The organism is Blastococcus litoris (assembly GCF_003075095.1).
Taxonomy (GTDB): Bacteria; Actinomycetota; Actinomycetes; order Mycobacteriales; family Geodermatophilaceae; genus Blastococcus_B; species Blastococcus_B litoris.
In genome coordinates this window covers 197711-214606 of sequence record NZ_QCZF01000006.1, presented here as the reverse complement: position 1 = coordinate 214606, position 16896 = coordinate 197711, and the positions used below count along the sequence as shown (strand labels likewise).

Here is a 16896-nt window from a genome sequence, read left to right as displayed (position 1 = left end):
CGGGGAACGATGTCGGCCAGCGACGGGCACCGGCCGACTCCTTGCACGCAAGCCGTCGCGGTGTCTGTTCATCCGGTCCGGTGTTGGCCCTGCGCTGATGGCGGCGTCACCCGGCCGGTCGCTTCGGGGCCGCGGCGGCAAGGGTGAGCTGGCGGCGGTGATGCTCGAAGTGCCGGGCCGGATACCGGTACACGTCGGCCAGCGACATGAAGCCGAAATACGGGTCCCACCCGGTCGGGAACGGCATGCCGCGGTGCAGCGCCTCTTCGGGCTCGCGGTCCAGCTGGCGTTTCAGCGCAGCGGTCGTGCGGTCGGCCAACGACCCCATCCGGGCGTGGTCGAACACCCGCGCCGCGGCCACCGATCCCCAGTAGTTGATGACGTGGAACGGCCGGGTGGTGAAGTTGAGCAGCGCCGCCCATCCCCGGCCGACCGGGGCCGGCAGCCGGCTGACCAGGCGCACCAGCGGCAGCAGCACCCGCACGACGTGGAAGCCGAAGACCATGTGGAACAGCAGCTGCTCGTTGGTCCACCGGGTGCCGTCGCTGGGGCGGCGCAGGTCGGCGGCATCGGCGCCGGCGAGCAGCTCGTGTAGCGACGCCCGGGCCGCGTCCATCTCTCGCGCGATGGCCAGCCGGTCCACCAGCGATTCGCCCGCCGGCGTCGCCCCGGGCACCGTTTCCGGAGATCTGCTCATGTGACCACCGTGGCCGCCACCGCAGGCACAGGCAAGGCGCCTGTCCGCCGCATCCCCCTCCGCCGGTGCTACAGCCCGAACGCGCCGCCCTCGACGAGGATGACGATGCCGAGGCCGATCAGCACCAGCGGGAACAGTACGTGCTCCCAGCGCTCGAGAACCTCGGCGATCGGCTTGCGGGTGGCCACGAACCGGGCCGCAGCGACCAGCACCGCAACCAGGGCCAGGAACACCGCGGAGTAGGCGACGATGCCGGCGGTGCCGACGGTGGCGAACACCGGCACGTACACGCCGATGTTGTCGCCGCCGTTGGCGAACGTCACCGCCGCAACGGTCAGCGCGCTCACCGACTTCCCGGCGACCTTGCCCTCGTCGTCATCGTCATCGTCGTCGTCGCCGCGCCAGGCCCGCCAGGCTGCGAGCAGGCCGAGCGCCAGCGGGATGAGCCCGAAGTACGGGATTGCGGCCTCGGGCAGAAAGCTGCGCGCGCCCAGTGCGACGAGTACCGCCGCGGCCAGGATCGCGCCGAAGCCCAGGTACTGGCCTGCGAGGATCGCTGCGGTGGTGCCGCGCCGGCCGGCGCCGCGGGCGTAGAACAGCGACAGCACGATGATGTCGTCGATGTTGGTGGCCACGAACAGGCCGAGCGCCTGCAGCGTCCAGGTGGCGACGTCCACGAACAAGTTCTCCGATCAGTGTTTGCCCGGGTGGGCGTGGTGCGGCCTTCGGCCGGTCGTGCATGTGTGGGCGTGCCGGCGAGCGGGAGCGTCTGGTGGGTGGGTGCTCCGGCGAGCGGCGCCGGGCGGGTCAGGCGGCGATGCGCTCCCGGTCGGCCGGTGCGTGCAGACGGCCGATGCCGGGCAGGAACCGGCCGGCGCGGGTGGCGAAGGCGAGGTAGGCGGCGCCGTGCACCGCGCGCAGGTACGGCTCCTCGATGCTGCGGACCTGCAGCTGCACCGCGACCACCAGCGCGGCCAGCGCCGCGGCGCCCAACCAGGCCCGCTCGGCGTCGGTTAGCTCGGAGTGCGCGTGGACCTGGGCCGGGGCCACGCTCACCGGACCGTCGTTTCAGCGGTTTCCGCGGCGCCGACAGGCAGCAGCACCGACGAGCCGGCGACCGCGGTCAGCAGTCGGTGGCCGGCGTCGGTGAGCCGGTACATGACCAGCTTGCCGTCGCGGCGGGACGTGGACAGGCCCGCGGTGCGCAGGACGCGGCAGTGGTGCGAAGCCAGGTTTTGCGACAGCTCGGTGATCCAGGCAAGGTCGCACACGCACAGCTCCTCGCCCAGCTGCAGCGCCACAGCGATGCGCAGCCGGGTGGGATCGCCCAGCGCCTTCGCCTGCGCGGCCAGCGCCCGCGCCCGCTCCTCGCCGGTCAGCGCGGCACGGACCGCCTCAGCGTGCGGCAGATCGAGACACAACAGCTCGCAGGTGTCGCCGTTCATCGGTTCCCTTCGCATCCCGGTCGAGTCCAGACCAACATAGCAACAGGCGTTGGTACGAGCGAGCTGCGGCGGGATGTCGCCGCGATCTGGTCGAGGGTCACTGGGGCCGAGCGCGACGTGACGCCAGACCGGACCAGCATTCGCAAGCGGTGATCGTCCTCGTTCACGAGTTCAGTCAAGGCAATGGATTATTGCCAATAACCACCGGCACTGATCATCTAGATGCCGCCACGTGCTGAAAGAGAACGCCAATATTCCGTGAAGAACGGCACGAATGCTACCTTTGGAGGTAGTTCGGGCCCCGCTTTGCGGGGCCCATCGGCGTTTCTAGGGGTGACTAGTTGGTCATTGTCGGGTGGCGTTGAATATGCACGGTGGAATGAAAATCTACGCCGGCGCGCCGGCGGCTGCCCGGCACTACGTGGAGGCTGACCGCGGCCGGGCGGACGACTACTACCTCACCGAGGGCACCGGGATCGCCCGCCGGTTCACCGCCACCGACGGGCGCGTGGCCGAGCTGGCTCCGCTGACCGGCGACACCTACGAGACCTGGGTGGCCGGCCGCGACCCGGAGACGGGCGAGCCCAGGGGGCAGCTGCGCGGCGACGAGCACGCCGTGCGGTTCGCCGAGGTGGTGGTCAACGGCCCGAAGACCTGGTCGCTGGCCGCCGCGCTGCACTCGGACATTGCCCTCGCGTACGAGGCGGCGCAGGACCGCGCCGCCGAGCAGATCATCGCCTGGCTCTCGCAGCACGCCACCACCCGGGTCGGGCCGCGCGGCGGGCAGGTGCAGGTGCCGCTGGAGGTGCTGGAGGCGGCGACGGTGCGGCACTACACCTCCCGGGCGAACGACCCGCACTGGCACCTGCACCTACAGCTGCTGTCCCGAGTGTTCGCGGCCGGGAAATGGCGCGGCCTGCACACCGTCGGAATCCGCGACTTCCTGGGCGCGATCAACGGCATCGGGCACGCCGCGATGGCGTGTGACCCGGCATTGAACGCCGCCCTCGCCGCGAAGGGCTACACGAAGGGCGGTACTGGAGAAATACTGGAGCTCGCCGAGTACACGGGCCCATTCAGTGCCCGGCACGCGCAGATCGCCCGGAATGTGAACCGCTACGAAGCCGAATGGACCGCGGCGCACCCCGGCGAAACCCCCGTCCCGGGGCTGCGCCGGGCCTGGGACGCCCGGGCGTGGGCCGACGGCCGCCCGGACAAGGTCACCGCCCAGCCCGGGGTCGGGCTGCAGGAACGCTGGCGGGCCGAGCTGTCCGCCCTCGGCTACCGCGACCCCGCCAGCCCGGTCGACCTGACCCCCACCCCGATCGGGGCCCTCGATCGCGACGCGCTGGTGCAGCGCGCGCTGACCCGGCTCGCGGCCGGGCGGTCGGCGTGGAACGCCGCCGACATCCGGGGCGAGGCCGAGCGGCTGATCGCCGCCGCAGGCGTCGTCGGCGACGCCGGGGTGCGCATCGAGCTGGCCGAAGACCTCACCGCCCGCGCCCTCGATCGCTGCATGCCGTTGCTGGACCGCGACGGGGTGCCCGAGCACATCCGCGCCTGGACCTCCCAGACGGTCCTCGACGTCGAAGCCGACCTGACCACCCGGCTCGCCGCCCGCGGGGTACCGGACACCGACCTGGCACTCCCGATCGAGGGCGCGGCTGCCGCCGGCCGGTTGGATGCCGGCCAGGCAGCGGCGGTCGCCGCGCTCGCCGGCGACCGGCCCTTGGTGGTGGTGGAGGGCGCCGCCGGGGCGGGCAAGACCACCACGCTGGCCGCCACCCGCGACCTGCTCGAGGCGCAGGGCCGCCGGCTGGTGGTGGTCACCCCCACGCGCAAGGCGGCCAAGGTGGCCGCCGGCGAGGTGGGGACGGCCGCCGGGTCCGCGGCGTCTCTGGTCTTCCAGCACGGCTGGCGCTGGAACGACGAGGGGCGTTGGACCCGGCTCGCCGTCGGCCAGGTCGACCCGGTGACCGGCGGTGTCTACGCCGGGCCGAGCGAGGCGGCGCAGCTGCGGCCCGGGGATCTGCTGCTCATAGACGAGGCCGGGATGCTCGACCAGGACACCGCCCGCGCCCTGCTCACCGTCGCCGACGAATGCCAGGTCCGGGTGGCGCTGCTCGGCGACCGACACCAGCTGTCCGCGGTCGGCCGCGGCGGCGTCCTGGACCTCGCCATCGCCCAGGCCGACCCGGCGGCGCACCTGACACTCGACGCGGTGCACCGCTTCACCCGAACCGACGAGGAGGGCCGCACAACACCCGACACCGGCTACGCCGAGCTGACCCTGGCCATGCGCACCGGCGAGGACCCCGGCGCCGTCTTCGACGCCCTCCTCGCCCGCGGCCAGATCCGGCTGCACCCCGACGCCGCCGCGCTGCAGGACACGCTGGCCGCCACCGCCGCCGCCTCTCATGCCGAGGGCCGACCGGTGGCGGTGGTGGTGGTGGTGGACACCCGCGACCAGGCCGCCCAGTTCAACACCGCCATCCGCGAGCGGCTGGCCGTCGCCGGCCGGGTCGATGACCGGACGGTGGTCATCACCGGGGCCGGGGAGCGGATCGGCGCCGGGGACCGGATCGCCACCCGGCGCAACGACCGTCACCTCGACGTCGCCAACCGCGACACCTGGGTCGTTACCGCCGTCGGCCGCCGCGGCGGGCTGCTCGTCACCCCCGCTGTCACCCCCACCGGCACCGACCCCGGGAACGGGTCCGGCGGTGTCACCCCGGCCGGGGCGAGACCCCGGGTGCTTCCCGCGGACTACGCCACCGAGCACGTCGAGCTCGCCTACGCCTCCACCGCGTACGGCGTGCAGGGCGAGACCGTCACGGCGTCGCACGTGATGGTCGGCGAGCAGACCGGCGCCTCGTCGGCCTACGTCGGGATGACCCGCGGCCGAACGGCGAACACCGCCCACCTCGTCGCCGCCGACGCCGACGAGGCGCGGGAGCAGTGGATCGCCGTCTTCGCCCGCGACCGCGCCGACCTCGGCCCCGCCCACGCCGCCCAGCAGGCCGCCACCGAGGCCGCCCGCTACGCCCCATCCCGCCCGCTGGCCGACGTGCTGGCCGAGCTGCGCACGGCGTGGACCACCGAGCAGCGCTGCCTCCAGCGACTCGCCTACTGGGAACCACAGCGCGAGACGCTCCGCGAGGTGGTCGCGGTCGAAGCTCCCCACGCCGGCGAACTCGCCAACCTCGAAGCCACCCGTGAACGGACGGCGATCACCGCCGAACAGGCCAAGCAGCAGGCCGCAGCCAGCGGCGCGGCCCTCGCCGCCCACGCCGACTGGGTCCGCGACACCCTCCTCGCGCGCTGGGACGGCGAACGCCCCGCCACACGCGCAGCGGCAAAAACCGTGCTCGACGGCCCAGGCCGGCTCGGCCTCCGACGAGGCGCCGTCGCGCGGGCCGGCGAGCAGCTCACCGACTGGGCCGACCGGTGGCGGCCACACGTGCCGTCCCTGCCCACCGAGCGGAAGGACCTCGCGGAGGTTGCCGTCTGGTTCGACGACCGGCCCGCCCTGTGGAGGGCGCTCGACACCTCCGCCCACCAGGCGACCGAACAGGCCGACCCAGAACACGTCCAGCTCCGCGTCGCAGCCGACACCGCCCGGCACGCGGCAGGGCAGGCCAGGCGCGCACTGGCCGAGGCCAGCCGCCGGCGCGAGGAACGACTCGGCCCGTTTGGGCCGGTGGCCTGGGCCCCCGACCCGGCCGGCCGGCTCACCGACCTCCAGCGCGACATCGCCACCACCCGCCAGGAGCTGACCGACGCCCAGGCGCGCATCGCGACCCTCACCGCCGACCCGGCTCTCCGCGCCCAGTCGCCCGAGCGGCTCGATCGCGAGCGCGAGGCCTGGCGCACATGGCGCACGGCCGGCCCCGACCAACGTGGATCGGCGCGCCCGCGGCCGACCGCCCCCGTCCCGGGGGTCCCTCGGCCCGAAGAGGAGCGCCTCGGCTCGTCCCTCGCCCCGCGTGGCAGCGCCCCAGGCATCGGTCGATGAGCAGCGTGGCTCCGCCGGCGACCGCGGGTTCGGCCACGCGGAGCAGGAGAACAACTGGAGGTTTTCGGAAGCATCTGGCGGTCGGCTGTCAGCAAGGGCTCTGAATCGGCGCCTTCTCAGGTGACGGAGCCAGTCCACCCGACCAGAACGGAGCCAGCCATGCCCGACCATCCCGCCAGCCGCGAGCCCGAACTGCTCACCATCACCGAAGCCGCCGAGCTCCTCCGTGCTCCGGTCGCCACCCTGCGGTACTGGCGCCACCTGGGCACCGGCCCCCGCAGCTTCCGCCTCGGCCGCCGCGTCCTCTATCGCCACGACGACCTCCGCAGCTGGATCGACGCACAGCACGGCCAGGTCGCCCCTGGCCCACGAGGCAGGCAGTGAGCTGCCACCACCCGGCGCCCACAGGAATCCACAGAATGCCGATGCATCCACCGAAGAACAGGCGACCGACGGCAAGCTTGGCTCGGCAGATGCTCGCGTGAGCGGTAGAACCCCTCGTGCGCACGCCGTGGCCGGGGATCGAGGAGAGGCAGGTGGTCGGCGATGGTGTCGATCGCGAGAAGACCTGACGGTACGTACCGGCCGCGGTACCGCGACGAACACGGCAAGGAACACGCCCGCCACTTCAAGCGCAAGGTCGATGCCCAGCGATGGCTCGACGAGGTCACCGCGGCCGTGCAGACGGGCACCTACGTCGACCCCAAGCGGGCCAGGACGACCGTTGGAGAGCTGGCGCCCGTCTGGCTCGCCGGGAAGATCAACCTCAAGCCCACCAGTCGGGCCCGCTACGCCGACGTCCTCAAGACCCACGTCCTACCGCGCTGGGGGCACGTCGCGCTGATCCGGGTGACCCACGGCGACGTGCAGGCCTGGCTGTCCGAGCTCTCCGGCCGGGGGCTGGCCGGGGCCTCGGTCCGCAAGGCCCAGGGCGTCCTGTCGGGCATCCTCGGGCTCGCGGTGCGCGACCGGCGCCTGGCGGTCAATCCCGCCCTGGGCGTCGCCCTGCCGCCGATGGGCGAGAAGCGCCGGCGGTACCTCACCGCCGAGCAGCTCGACGCGCTCGCCGAGGCCGCCGGGCCCGGCCGGGTGGCGGTACTGGTGCTCGGCTACTGCGGGCTGCGCTGGTCGGAGCTGGCGGCGCTGCGGGTGCGGCACTTCGACCTGTTGCGCCGGCGGGTCCTGGTGGAGGAGGCGGTCACCGAGGTCGACGGCTCGCGCCTGGTGTGGGGTACGCCGAAGACCCACGGCCGCCGCTCGGTGCCGCTGCCGCGGTTCCTCGTCGACGAGCTCGCCCGGGCGGTCCTGACCCGCCCTGCCGACGAGCTGGCCTTCCCCTCGCCGCAGGGCGCGGTGCTGCGCAACCGGAACGCCCGGTCCGCCTGGTTCGACGCCGCGGCCCGGGCCATCGGGGAGCCCGGGCTCACGCCGCATGAGCTCCGGCACACCGCGGCCTCGCTGGCGATCAAGGCGGGAGCCAACGTCAAGGCGGTGCAGCGGATGCTCGGGCACGCCTCGGCGGCCATGACCCTGGACCGCTACGCCGACCTGTTCGATGACGACCTGGACGACGTGGCAGACCGGCTGGACGCCCTGCGGGCCGCAGCCCGCGGACGAGTTGCGGACCTTTTGCGGACTGAGACCCGGCGGGAGGGTTCGCCGGAGCCCCCGACGGAGGTGAATCCGCAGGTCAGCGGAGTGGAGACGAGGGGAATCGAACCCCTAACCCCCGCCTTGCAAAGGCGGTGCTCTGCCAATTGAGCTACGTCCCCGGGACGACCGCCGTGGCGGCCGGTGGTTCAGCGGGTGGTCGGAGTGCTGACCGCGTTCGGACCCCTGGTGGCCTCGTGCCACAGGTCCGCCTCGGCCTTGCCGCTCGAGCGCTTCCGCACGGCGGCCAGGGCACCGGCGGCGAGTGCGGCCAGCGCCAGCTTCTTCAGCACGCGGAGTGCCTCCTCGACCGGTCGGCGCCGGAGGCTGGTGCAACCGGCGGGCGTGCACACGGGTGGGCCTGGGAGGACTTGAACCTCCGGCCTCATCCTTATCAGGGATGCGCTCTAACCGCCTGAGCTACAGGCCCGTGAACCTCGGACAGCTTACCTGGCCCGTTCGCGGCGCTGACCGCGGGGGCCGAGGCGTTCGACAGAGGGCGGTCCTCAGTCGCGCTCGGAGAGCGTGAGCTCCAGGCCGCCGACCAGGTCGGAGCAGAGGTTGTAGATGAACGTGCCGACGGTGCACAGCGCGGTCATCAGCACGATGTTGATCGCGCCGATGATCGCTGCACCGCCGAACACCAGGCCCGGGGTGACGACGTCGCCGCCACCACCGTCACCGGACGCCGACCCGATCTGGCCGAACAGGTCGTTGAGGGTGTCGAAGACGTCGAGCGCGTTCAGCACCCCGTAGAGGATGCCGACAGCCACCATCCAGATGAAGAACAGCGCGATCGACAGGACCAGCGAGATCTTCAGCGCCGACCAGGTGTCGATGTGCCGCAGCTGCAGCCGCGCCCGACGGGGACCGCGTCCGCCGCCCGACCGCGGGCCGCGGCCCCGGGAGCCCTTGCCACTGCCCGGATCCGCCTCGGCCCCCGCCGACGACCCGGCCGCCGCGGCACCCGCCTGCGGCGCCCCGGCGGGCTGGCCCGCCGCCGGCGTGCTGCCCGTGCCGGGACCCTGCGCCCGCTGGCTGCCCGTCGCCGGGATGGTCTGCGTGGCGGATGCGGGAGGAGTGGCCGCCGGAGCGCCCGTCGACGCAGCACCGTCCCCGGCGGGGGAGTCGGTGCGCACCGAACTCTGCGTCCGGTCGCTCATGCCTGTCTCCCCATCCCCGGGCGGCGCACGCCGCTCCCCCGGCGTGACCGGGTCGGCCACGCTGTCATCTGCACCCAGATTAGGCGTCGGGCTCGTCGTTGTCCGTCGTACGGGCGATCGCCACGATCGACACGTCCTCCGGCAAGTTCATGAGCTTGACACCCATGGTGGCGCGGTCCTTGTTGTGCCGCACCCCGTTGACCGGCGTCCGGATGACACCGCCGCCGGACGTGATGGCGTAGAGCTCGTCGCCGAGGGTCACCGCCAGCGCGCCGACGAGGGCGCCCTTGCGCGCCTTCGGGTCGGCGGTCAGCACGCCCTTCCCACCACGCCCCTGGTTCGGGTAGTTCTCGATCCCGGTCCGCTTGGCGAAGCCCCGTTCGGTGGCGACGAGGACGTCGACGCCCTCCTGCACGACCATCATCGACAGCAGCTGGTCGTCCTCGCCGAGCGAGATGCCCCGGACGCCCTCGGTCGCACGGCCCATGGGACGCAGCGCGGTGTCGTCGGCCGTGAACCGGATGGACATCGCCTTGCGCGTGACCAGCAGCAGGTCGGAGTCCTCGCTGATCAGCGAGGCGCCGACGAGCTCGTCGCCGTCCCGCAGGTTGATCGCGATGACGCCGCCCTGCCGGGGGGAGTCGAAGTCGGTCAGCCGGGTCTTCTTCACCTGCCCGCGGGCGGTGGCCAGGACCAGGTACGGCGCGACCGAGTAGTCCTTGATCTGCATGACCTGGGCGATCTTCTCGTCCGGCTGGAACGCGAGGATGTTCGCCACGTGCTGGCCGCGGGCCGTGCGGTTGGCCTCCGGCAGCTCGTAGGCCTTCGACCGGTAGACCCGCCCCTTGTTCGTGAAGAACAGGATCCAGTCGTGGGTCGAGCCCACGAAGAAGTGGTCGACGATGTCGTCCTGCTTCAGCTGGGCGCCCATCACGCCCTTGCCGCCGCGGCGCTGGGAGCGGTAGAGGTCGCTCTTCGTGCGCTTGGCGTAGCCGGTGCGCGTGATGGTGACGACGACCTCCTCCTCCGCGATGAGGTCCTCCATCGAGACGTCGCCCTCGTTGGCGACGAACTGCGTGCGGCGGTCGTCGCCGTACTTGTCGACGATCTCCTTGAGCTCGTCGCGGACGATCTGCCGCTGCCGCTCGGGGGAGTCGAGGATGGCCTGCAGGTCGGCGATGCGGGCCTCGATCTCGGCCAGCTCGTCCATGATCCGCTGCCGCTCGAGGGCGGCCAGCCGGCGCAGCTGCAGGTCGAGGATGGCGACGGCCTGGATCTCGTCGACCTCCAGCAGCTCCATCAGGCCGGTGCGCGCGGCGTCGGCGGACTCGCTGTTGCGGATCAGGGCGATGACGGCGTCGAGCTGGTCGAGGGCCTTGGCGTAGCCGCGCAGGATGTGCGCGCGCTCCTCGGCCTTGCGCAGGCGGTAGCGGGTCCGGCGCTGGATGACCTCGATCTGGTGGTTGACCCAGTTGCGCACCAGCTCGTCGAGCCGCAGCGTGCGGGGCACGCCGTCGACGATCGAGAGCATGTTGCAGCCGAACGACGTCTGCAGCTGGGTGTGCTTGTAGAGGTTGTTCAGCACGACCTTCGCGACGGCGTCGCGGCGCAGCGTGATGACCAGGCGGCGCCCCACGCGGTCGCTGGACTCGTCGGCGATCTCGCTGATGCCCTGGAGGCGGCCCTCCTTGACCGACTCCGCGATCGACTCCGCGAGGTTGTCCGGGTTCACCTGGTACGGGAGCTCGGTGACGACGAGCTGCACGCGGCCGCGGGAGTCCTCCTCGACCGTGACGACGGCCCGCATGCGCACCGAGCCGCGGCCGGTCCGGTAGGCGTCCTCGATGCCCTCGCGGCCGACGATCAGCCCGTACGTCGGGAAGTCCGGCCCCTTGATCCGCTCCATGCACGCGGTGAGGGCTTCCTCGGCCTCGGCCTCGGGGTGGTCGAGCATCCAGAAGACGGCCTCGGCGACCTCGCGCAGGTTGTGCGGCGGCATGTTCGTGGCCATGCCGACCGCGATGCCCGCGGAGCCGTTGACCAGCAGGTTGGGGATGCGCGCGGGCAGGACGACGGGCTCCTGGGTGCGCCCGTCGTAGTTGCCCTGGAAGTCGACGGTCTCCTCGTCGATGCCGGCCAGCATCTCCATGGCCAGCGGCGTCAGGCGGCACTCGGTGTAGCGCATGGCGGCCGCCGGGTCGTTGCCCGGGGAACCGAAGTTGCCCTGGCCGTCGATGAGCGGGTAGCGCATGGACCACGGCTGGGCGAGCCGGACGAGGGCGTCGTAGATCGCCGAGTCGCCGTGGGGGTGGTAGTTGCCCATGACCTCGGCGACCGGGCGGGCGCACTTGACGTAGCCGCGGTCGGGGCGGAAGCCCTGGTCGTACATGGCGAAGAGCACCCGCCGGTGCACCGGCTTGAGGCCGTCGCGCACCTCGGGCAGGGCGCGGCCCACGATCACGCTCATCGCGTAGTCGATGTAGCTGCGCTGCATCTCCTGCTGGAGGTCGACCGCCTCGATGCGGTCGCGGGTGGGGATGTCCGTCACGGTTCAGGTCCTCGGGTTCGTTGCGGAGATGCGGAGCTGGGGCCTCGGACGTCGAGGCTCTAGACGTCCAGGAACCGGACGTCCTTGGCGTTGCGGGTGATGAAGCTCCGCCGGGCCTCGACGTCCTCGCCCATCAGGATGCTGAAGATCTCGTCGGCGGCCGCCGCGTCCTCCAGGGTGACCTGGCGCAGGATGCGGGTCTCGGGGTTCATCGTGGTCTCCCACAGCTCGCTGGCGTTCATCTCGCCGAGCCCCTTGAACCGCTGGATCATCTCGTCCTTGACCTTGCGGCCGCTCTCGGCGCCGGCCTTGACGACGGCGTCGCGCTCCTTGTCGCTGTAGGCGTACTCGTCGCCGATCTTGCCGCCCCACTTGATCTTGTACAGCGGCGGCTTGGCCAGGTAGACGTACTGGCCCTCCACGAGCGGCCGCATGAACCGGAACAGCAGGGTCAGCAGCAGCGTGCTGATGTGCTGGCCGTCGACGTCGGCGTCGGCCATCAGCACGATCTTGTGGTACCGGAGCTTCGAGATGTCGAACTCGTCGTGGATGCCCGTGCCGAAGGCGGTGATCATCGACTGGACCTCGGTGTTCTTGAGGACCCGGTCGATGCGCGCCTTCTCGACATTGATGATCTTGCCGCGGATGGGCAGGATCGCCTGGAACATCGAGTCGCGGCCGGACTTCGCCGAGCCGCCGGCCGAGTCGCCCTCGACGATGTAGACCTCGGAGTTGCGCGGGTCGGTCGAGCGGCAGTCGGCCAGCTTGCCAGGCAGGCCGCTCACCGAGAGCAGGCTCTTGCGGGCGAGCTTGCGCGCGTCCTGCGCGGCACGACGGGCCCGCGCCGCGGACGTGGCCTTGGTGATGATCGTCTTGGCCTCGGTCGGGTTCGACTCGAACCAGTGGCCGATCTGGTCGTTGCAGACCCGCTGGACGAAGCCCTTGACCTCGGTGTTGCCGAGCTTGGTCTTCGTCTGGCCCTCGAACTGCGGGTCGCCGAGCTTGACCGAGACGATCGCGGCGAGACCCTCGCGGATGTCGTCGCCGGTGAGCTTGTCGTCCTTCTCCTTGAGCAGCTTCTTCTCGACGGCGTACCGGTTGACGATCGAGGTGAGCGCCGCGCGGAAGCCCTCCTCGTGGGTACCGCCCTCGTGCGTGTTGATGATGTTCGCGAAGGTGTGCACCGACTCGGAGTAGGCGTCGGACCACTGCATCGCGACCTCGAGGGACATCGCCGTGTCGTTCTTGCCGACGCCGTCGGCGGAGAAGCTGATCACCGACTTGTGGATCGGGGTCTTGCGCCGGTTGATGTGGGCGACGTAGTCGACCAGGCCCAGGTCGTAGCGGTAGGTGATCTCGGTGGGCTCGAACGCCTCGTCCTCGTGACCCGGCGCCGGCGCCTCCTCGGCGACCGAGGTCTCCTCGGCCAGGCCGGTGTCGGCCTTGCCGTGCCCGGGGCGCTCGTCGCGCAGCACGATGGTCAGGCCCTTGTTGAGGAAGGCCATCTCCTGCAGGCGGCGGTTGATGGTGTCGAACGAGTAGGTGGTCGTCTCGAAGATGCCGCCGTCGGCCCAGAAGGTGACCGCCGTGCCGCGCTTCTTGGTGGGGCCGACCTCCTCCAGCGGGCCCGGCTTGGCCTCGGCGTAGGACTGGTGCCACTCCTTGCCGTCCCGCCAGACGCGGACGTCGAGGCGCGTGGACAGCGCGTTGACGACGGTGACGCCGACGCCGTGCAGACCGCCGGAGACGCCGTAGCTCTTGCCGTCGAACTTCCCGCCCGCGTGCAGGACGGTCATGATCACCTCGACGGTCGGGCGCTTCTCGACCGGGTGCATGTCCACGGGCATGCCGCGCCCGTTGTCCTCGACCCGCACGCCGCCGTCGGCCAGCAGGGTCACCTTCACGGTGTCGCAGTAGCCGGCCAGGGCCTCGTCGACGGCGTTGTCCACGACCTCCCAGACCATGTGGTGCAGGCCGCGCTCGCCGGTGGAGCCGATGTACATACCGGGGCGCTTGCGGACCGCCTCGAGCCCCTCGAGGACGGTGATGGAGCTGCCCGAGTAGGCATCCTGGGTCTGCGGTGCTGCAGCCACGTGCGGCCTTCCTTTCGCGCAACCGGGCACGCGACACCCCCGCGTGAGGGAGGGCGTGGAGGCGCACAACGGCGCTGAGCCGGTTGCTGGCGGTTTCTGTCACCGAGGATACCGGGTCACCGGCGCCGAATGCCGCCGTCCACGCCCTGACGTCGTGTCTGAGCCCCTTGCGGCTCGTCCGCCACCTCCGGTGCTGCCCGGCCCGGGGACACGCCGTCCCCGGGCCGCTGGACCGATCGCGGCGGGTCGGGGGCTCCCTACGGGCGGTCGCCGGACAGCGCCGCCGGGTCCAGGTCGGGCGTCCGCCCGCCGCTGCGCCGGTTCACCAGGACGGTCACACCCCACAGGACGACGCCGATCGCCAGCAGGACGCCGGCGATCCGGTACTGCTCGGCGGGGCGGCCCGCCCACGGCGAGGCGAGGAACGCGCACGCCAGCGCGCCGACGACCGGGAGCACCGTGGGCGTGCGGAAGTGGTCGCCGTCGACGTGCTGCCGGCGCAGCACCAGGACGGCGACGTTCACGACCGTGAAGACGACGAGCAGCAGCAGCGCCGTCGTCCCCCCGAGGGCCGGCACGGCACCGACGAAGGTGACCAGGCCGAACGCCAGCGCCGTCGTGAACAGGATCGCGACGGTCGGCGTGCGCCGGCCGCGGTGCACCCGCCCCAGCACCGGCGGCAGCACCCGTTCCCGGCCCAGCCCGTAGACCAGGCGGCTGGCCATGAGCATGTTGATCAGCGCGGTGTTCGCGACGGCGAACATCGTGATGACGCCGAAGATGCCGAGGGGGAACCCGGGTGCCCCGGCCTCGACGACCTGCAGCAGCGGGGTCTCGCCCTCGCTGAGCCGGTCGGCGGGGACGAGCGCGATCGCGGAGATGGACACCAGCACGTAGATGAGGCCGGTGATGCCCAGCCCGAGCAGGAGCACCTTCGGGAAGATCCGCCGCGGCTCCTTGCACTCCTCGGCCATGTTCACCGAGTCCTCGAAGCCCACCATCGCGAAGAACGCCAGGCCGGTCGCCGCGATCACGCCGGTGAGCACCGACTTCTCGCCCGTGTCGAACTCCGTCACCCGCGAGAAGTCGCCGTCACCGATGCCGAGGGCCCAGGCCCCGATCCCGATGACGATCAGCAGGCCGCTGAGCTCGACGCAGGTGAGCACCACGTTGGTCTTGACGCTCTCGCCGACCCCGCGGTGGTTGACCAGCGCGATCAGCGTCATGAAGCCCAGCCCGATGAGCGTGATCCCGATGCCGTCGCCCAGGTCGAGGCCCAGCACCTCGGCGGCGTTGGCGCTGAACGCCCGGGCCGCGGTGGACGCCGACGTGATGCCCGAGCTCATGACGGCGAAGGCGACGAGGAACGTCAGGAAGTGCACCCCGAACGCCTTGTGCGCGTAGAGCGCCGCCCCGGCCGCCTGCGGGTACTTCGTGACCAGCTCGAGGTAGCTGAAGGCGGTCACGAGAGCGACGAGGAAGGCGACCAGGAACGGCAGCCAGACCACGCCGCCGACCTCGGCGGCGACGGTGCCGGTCAGGGCGTAGATGCCCGTGCCCAGGACGTCGCCGACGATGAAGAGCAGCAGCAGACCGGGGCCCATCACCCGCTTGAGCGCGGGCTGACCGTCGGTCGTCCGGTCCTCCGTCGCGGCGTCGGCCATCGGGACCTCCTACGGGATGCGGGGTTGACCACCGTCGCCGGGGCGCGTCCGATCGTCGCGCTCCGCCCGGGCTCCCGCGATTCGAGCGCGCCGTCCCGATCGCGGCGACACTCGGGGCATGGCCGCCGAGGAACCGAAGCTCTGCCTGGTCACCGGCGCGACCGGCTACATCGGCGGGCGGCTGGTCCCCGAGCTGCTGGAGGCCGGGTACCGGGTCCGGGTGATGACCCGGTCCCCCGAGCGGCTGCGCGACCGGCCGTGGGCGGGCGACGTCGAGGTGGTCCGGGCCGACGCGACCGACGCCGGTCAGGTGGCGGAGGCCTGCGCCGGCGCGGACGTCGTCTACTACCTCGTCCACGCCCTCGGCGGCGGGCCCGCCTTCGAGGAGACCGACCGGCGAGCGGCCCGGACCATGGCGGAGGCGGTGCGGGAGGCGGGTGCCGGCCGGCTGGTCCACCTCGGGGCGCTGCGGCCGCAGGGCGAGGAGCTGTCCCCGCACCTGCGCTCGCGCACCGAGGTCGCCGAGATCCTGCTGGACTCGGGCGTGCCGACCGTCGTGCTGCGGGCCGCGGTGGTGCTCGGGTCGGGGTCGGCGTCGTTCGAGATGCTCCGGTACCTCACGGAGCGGCTGCCGGTGATGGTCACGCCGCGCTGGGTGCACAGCCGGATCCAGCCCATCGCCGTCCGCGACGTGCTGCGCTACCTCGTCGGCTGCGCACGGCTGCCCGCCTCGGTGAACCGGGCCTTCGACATCGGCGGGCCCGACGTCATGAACTACGCCGAGATGATGCAGCGCTACGCCGTGGTGGCCGGCCTCCCCCGCCGCCGGATCCTGCGGGTCCCGCTGTTCTCGCCCTCGCTGTCGAGCCACTGGGTCGGGCTCATCACGCCCGTGCCGGCGGGGATCGCCCGCCCGCTCGTCGAGTCGCTGCGCAACACCGTCGTCTGCACCGAGCACGACATCGCCGAGTTCGTCCCCGACCCGCCGGAAGGGCTGCTCGGTTTCGACGAGGCGGTCCGGCTGGCCGTCGCCCGGGTGCGCGACTCCGCCGTCACCACCCGGTGGTCGGGCGCCTCGGTGCCGGGGGCGCCGTCCGACCCGCTCCCCACCGATCCCGACTGGGCCGGGGGCACGCTCTACGTCGACGAGCGCACCCGCGCGACGACGGCGGACCCGGCCGAGCTCTGGCGGGTCGTCGAGGGGATCGGCGGCGACACCGGCTGGTACTCCTTCCCGCTGGCCTGGCGGGTGCGCGGCTGGCTCGACCGGGCGGTGGGCGGCGTCGGCCTGCGCCGCGGGCGGCGCGACCCGCAGAAGCTCTTCGTCGGCGACGCCCTCGACTTCTGGCGGGTCGAGGAGCTGGAGCGCGGCCGGCTGCTGCGGTTGCGGGCGGAGATGCGCCTGCCCGGGCTGGCCTGGCTGGAGTTCCACGTGGAACACGGGGACACCGCCGACGGCGCCACCGTCCTGCGCCAGCGCGCCACGTTCGCGCCGCACGGGCTGACCGGGCACGCCTACTGGTGGGCGATCGCGGCCTTCCACGGCGTGGTCTTCGGCGGCATGGTCAAGGGCATCGCCCGCGCCGCGGAGCAGCGCGGCTGACCCGCGTCCTGGCTCACC

The 16896-nt window shown here is 72.2% G+C and carries 12 protein-coding genes, 2 tRNA genes and 1 pseudogene; 4 read left to right on the top strand and 11 right to left on the bottom strand.

Annotated features, from left to right (window positions below; translation table 11 throughout):
• Nucleotides 1–106: 106 nt before the first annotated feature.
• From DCS98_RS14575 to DCS98_RS14560, 4 genes are all read right to left on the bottom strand, one after another.
• Complete coding sequence (locus tag DCS98_RS14575) at nt 107–697, bottom strand: DinB family protein (RefSeq protein WP_176523087.1); 591 nt, start codon at nt 695–697, stop codon at nt 107–109.
• A 68-nt stretch (nt 698–765) separates the two neighbouring features.
• Nucleotides 766–1374 carry a cadmium resistance transporter gene (locus tag DCS98_RS14570; RefSeq protein WP_116452082.1) on the bottom strand — a complete coding sequence of 203 codons (609 nt, stop codon included), beginning with the start codon at nt 1372–1374 and terminating at the stop codon, nt 766–768.
• A gap of 130 nt (nt 1375–1504) precedes the next feature.
• The gene (locus tag DCS98_RS14565) at nt 1505–1753 is read right to left on the bottom strand and encodes a hypothetical protein (RefSeq protein ID WP_097197170.1); all 249 of its coding nucleotides are present in this window, start codon (nt 1751–1753) and stop codon (nt 1505–1507) included.
• Nucleotides 1750–2142 (bottom strand): ArsR/SmtB family transcription factor, encoded by a 393-nt coding sequence (locus DCS98_RS14560; protein ID WP_116452081.1) that lies wholly within the window; start codon nt 2140–2142, stop codon nt 1750–1752. Before DCS98_RS14560 ends, DCS98_RS14565 begins: the two co-directional genes overlap by 4 nt.
• Nucleotides 2143–2521: 379 nt before the next feature.
• Here DCS98_RS14560 and mobF point away from each other — a divergent pair, with 379 nt between their 5' ends.
• The 3 genes and pseudogenes from mobF to DCS98_RS14545 all read left to right on the top strand — a co-directional run.
• On the top strand, nt 2522–6157 hold the full coding sequence (gene mobF, locus DCS98_RS14555) for a MobF family relaxase (protein ID WP_116452080.1): 3636 nt from the start codon (nt 2522–2524) through the stop codon (nt 6155–6157).
• Between the two features lie 159 nt (nt 6158–6316).
• A complete protein-coding gene (locus DCS98_RS14550) occupies nt 6317–6541 on the top strand; it encodes a helix-turn-helix transcriptional regulator (RefSeq protein WP_116452079.1) in 225 nt (74 codons plus the stop codon).
• Between the two features lie 162 nt (nt 6542–6703).
• A pseudogene (locus DCS98_RS14545) lies at nt 6704–7651 on the top strand (tyrosine-type recombinase/integrase); the annotation flags it as partial.
• A 205-nt stretch (nt 7652–7856) separates the two neighbouring features.
• Here DCS98_RS14545 and DCS98_RS14540 read toward each other — a convergent pair.
• The 7 genes from DCS98_RS14540 to DCS98_RS14515 form a co-directional block, all read right to left on the bottom strand.
• Nucleotides 7857–7929 (bottom strand) — tRNA-Ala (locus DCS98_RS14540).
• Between the two features lie 27 nt (nt 7930–7956).
• Nucleotides 7957–8100 carry a DLW-39 family protein gene (locus tag DCS98_RS23070; RefSeq protein ID WP_164704575.1) on the bottom strand — a complete coding sequence of 48 codons (144 nt, stop codon included), beginning with the start codon at nt 8098–8100 and terminating at the stop codon, nt 7957–7959.
• A gap of 63 nt (nt 8101–8163) precedes the next feature.
• Nucleotides 8164–8237 (bottom strand) — tRNA-Ile (locus DCS98_RS14535).
• 76 nt (nt 8238–8313) lie between these two features.
• On the bottom strand, nt 8314–8970 hold the full coding sequence (locus DCS98_RS14530; RefSeq protein ID WP_116452078.1) for a DUF3566 domain-containing protein: 657 nt from the start codon (nt 8968–8970) through the stop codon (nt 8314–8316).
• Nucleotides 8971–9049: 79 nt separating this feature from the next.
• On the bottom strand, nt 9050–11518 hold the full coding sequence (gene gyrA / locus DCS98_RS14525) for a DNA gyrase subunit A (RefSeq protein WP_116452077.1): 2469 nt from the start codon (nt 11516–11518) through the stop codon (nt 9050–9052).
• A 59-nt stretch (nt 11519–11577) separates the two neighbouring features.
• Complete coding sequence (gene gyrB / locus DCS98_RS14520; RefSeq protein WP_116452076.1) at nt 11578–13611, bottom strand: DNA topoisomerase (ATP-hydrolyzing) subunit B; 2034 nt, start codon at nt 13609–13611, stop codon at nt 11578–11580.
• A gap of 257 nt (nt 13612–13868) precedes the next feature.
• On the bottom strand, nt 13869–15275 hold the full coding sequence (locus DCS98_RS14515; protein ID WP_116452075.1) for an APC family permease: 1407 nt from the start codon (nt 15273–15275) through the stop codon (nt 13869–13871).
• Nucleotides 15276–15393: 118 nt separating this feature from the next.
• Between DCS98_RS14515 and DCS98_RS14510 the strand changes: the two genes are divergently transcribed.
• Nucleotides 15394–16878 carry an SDR family oxidoreductase gene (locus DCS98_RS14510; protein ID WP_116452074.1) on the top strand — a complete coding sequence of 495 codons (1485 nt, stop codon included), beginning with the start codon at nt 15394–15396 and terminating at the stop codon, nt 16876–16878.
• Nucleotides 16879–16896 lie beyond the last annotated feature (18 nt).

What these genes read in the sequence shown, in the direction of transcription:
- DCS98_RS14575 (WP_176523087.1), bottom strand. Translation starts at nt 697, where the DNA reads ATGAGCAGATCTCCGGAAACGGTGCCCGGGGCGACGCCGGCGGGCGAA.
- DCS98_RS14560 (WP_116452081.1), bottom strand. Translation starts at nt 2,142, where the DNA reads ATGAACGGCGACACCTGCGAGCTGTTGTGTCTCGATCTGCCGCACGCT.
- mobF (WP_116452080.1), top strand. Translation starts at nt 2,522, where the DNA reads ATGAAAATCTACGCCGGCGCGCCGGCGGCTGCCCGGCACTACGTGGAG.
- DCS98_RS14550 (WP_116452079.1), top strand. Translation starts at nt 6,317, where the DNA reads ATGCCCGACCATCCCGCCAGCCGCGAGCCCGAACTGCTCACCATCACC.
- DCS98_RS14530 (WP_116452078.1), bottom strand. Translation starts at nt 8,970, where the DNA reads ATGAGCGACCGGACGCAGAGTTCGGTGCGCACCGACTCCCCCGCCGGG.
- DCS98_RS14515 (WP_116452075.1), bottom strand. Translation starts at nt 15,275, where the DNA reads ATGGCCGACGCCGCGACGGAGGACCGGACGACCGACGGTCAGCCCGCG.
- DCS98_RS14510 (WP_116452074.1), top strand. Translation starts at nt 15,394, where the DNA reads ATGGCCGCCGAGGAACCGAAGCTCTGCCTGGTCACCGGCGCGACCGGC.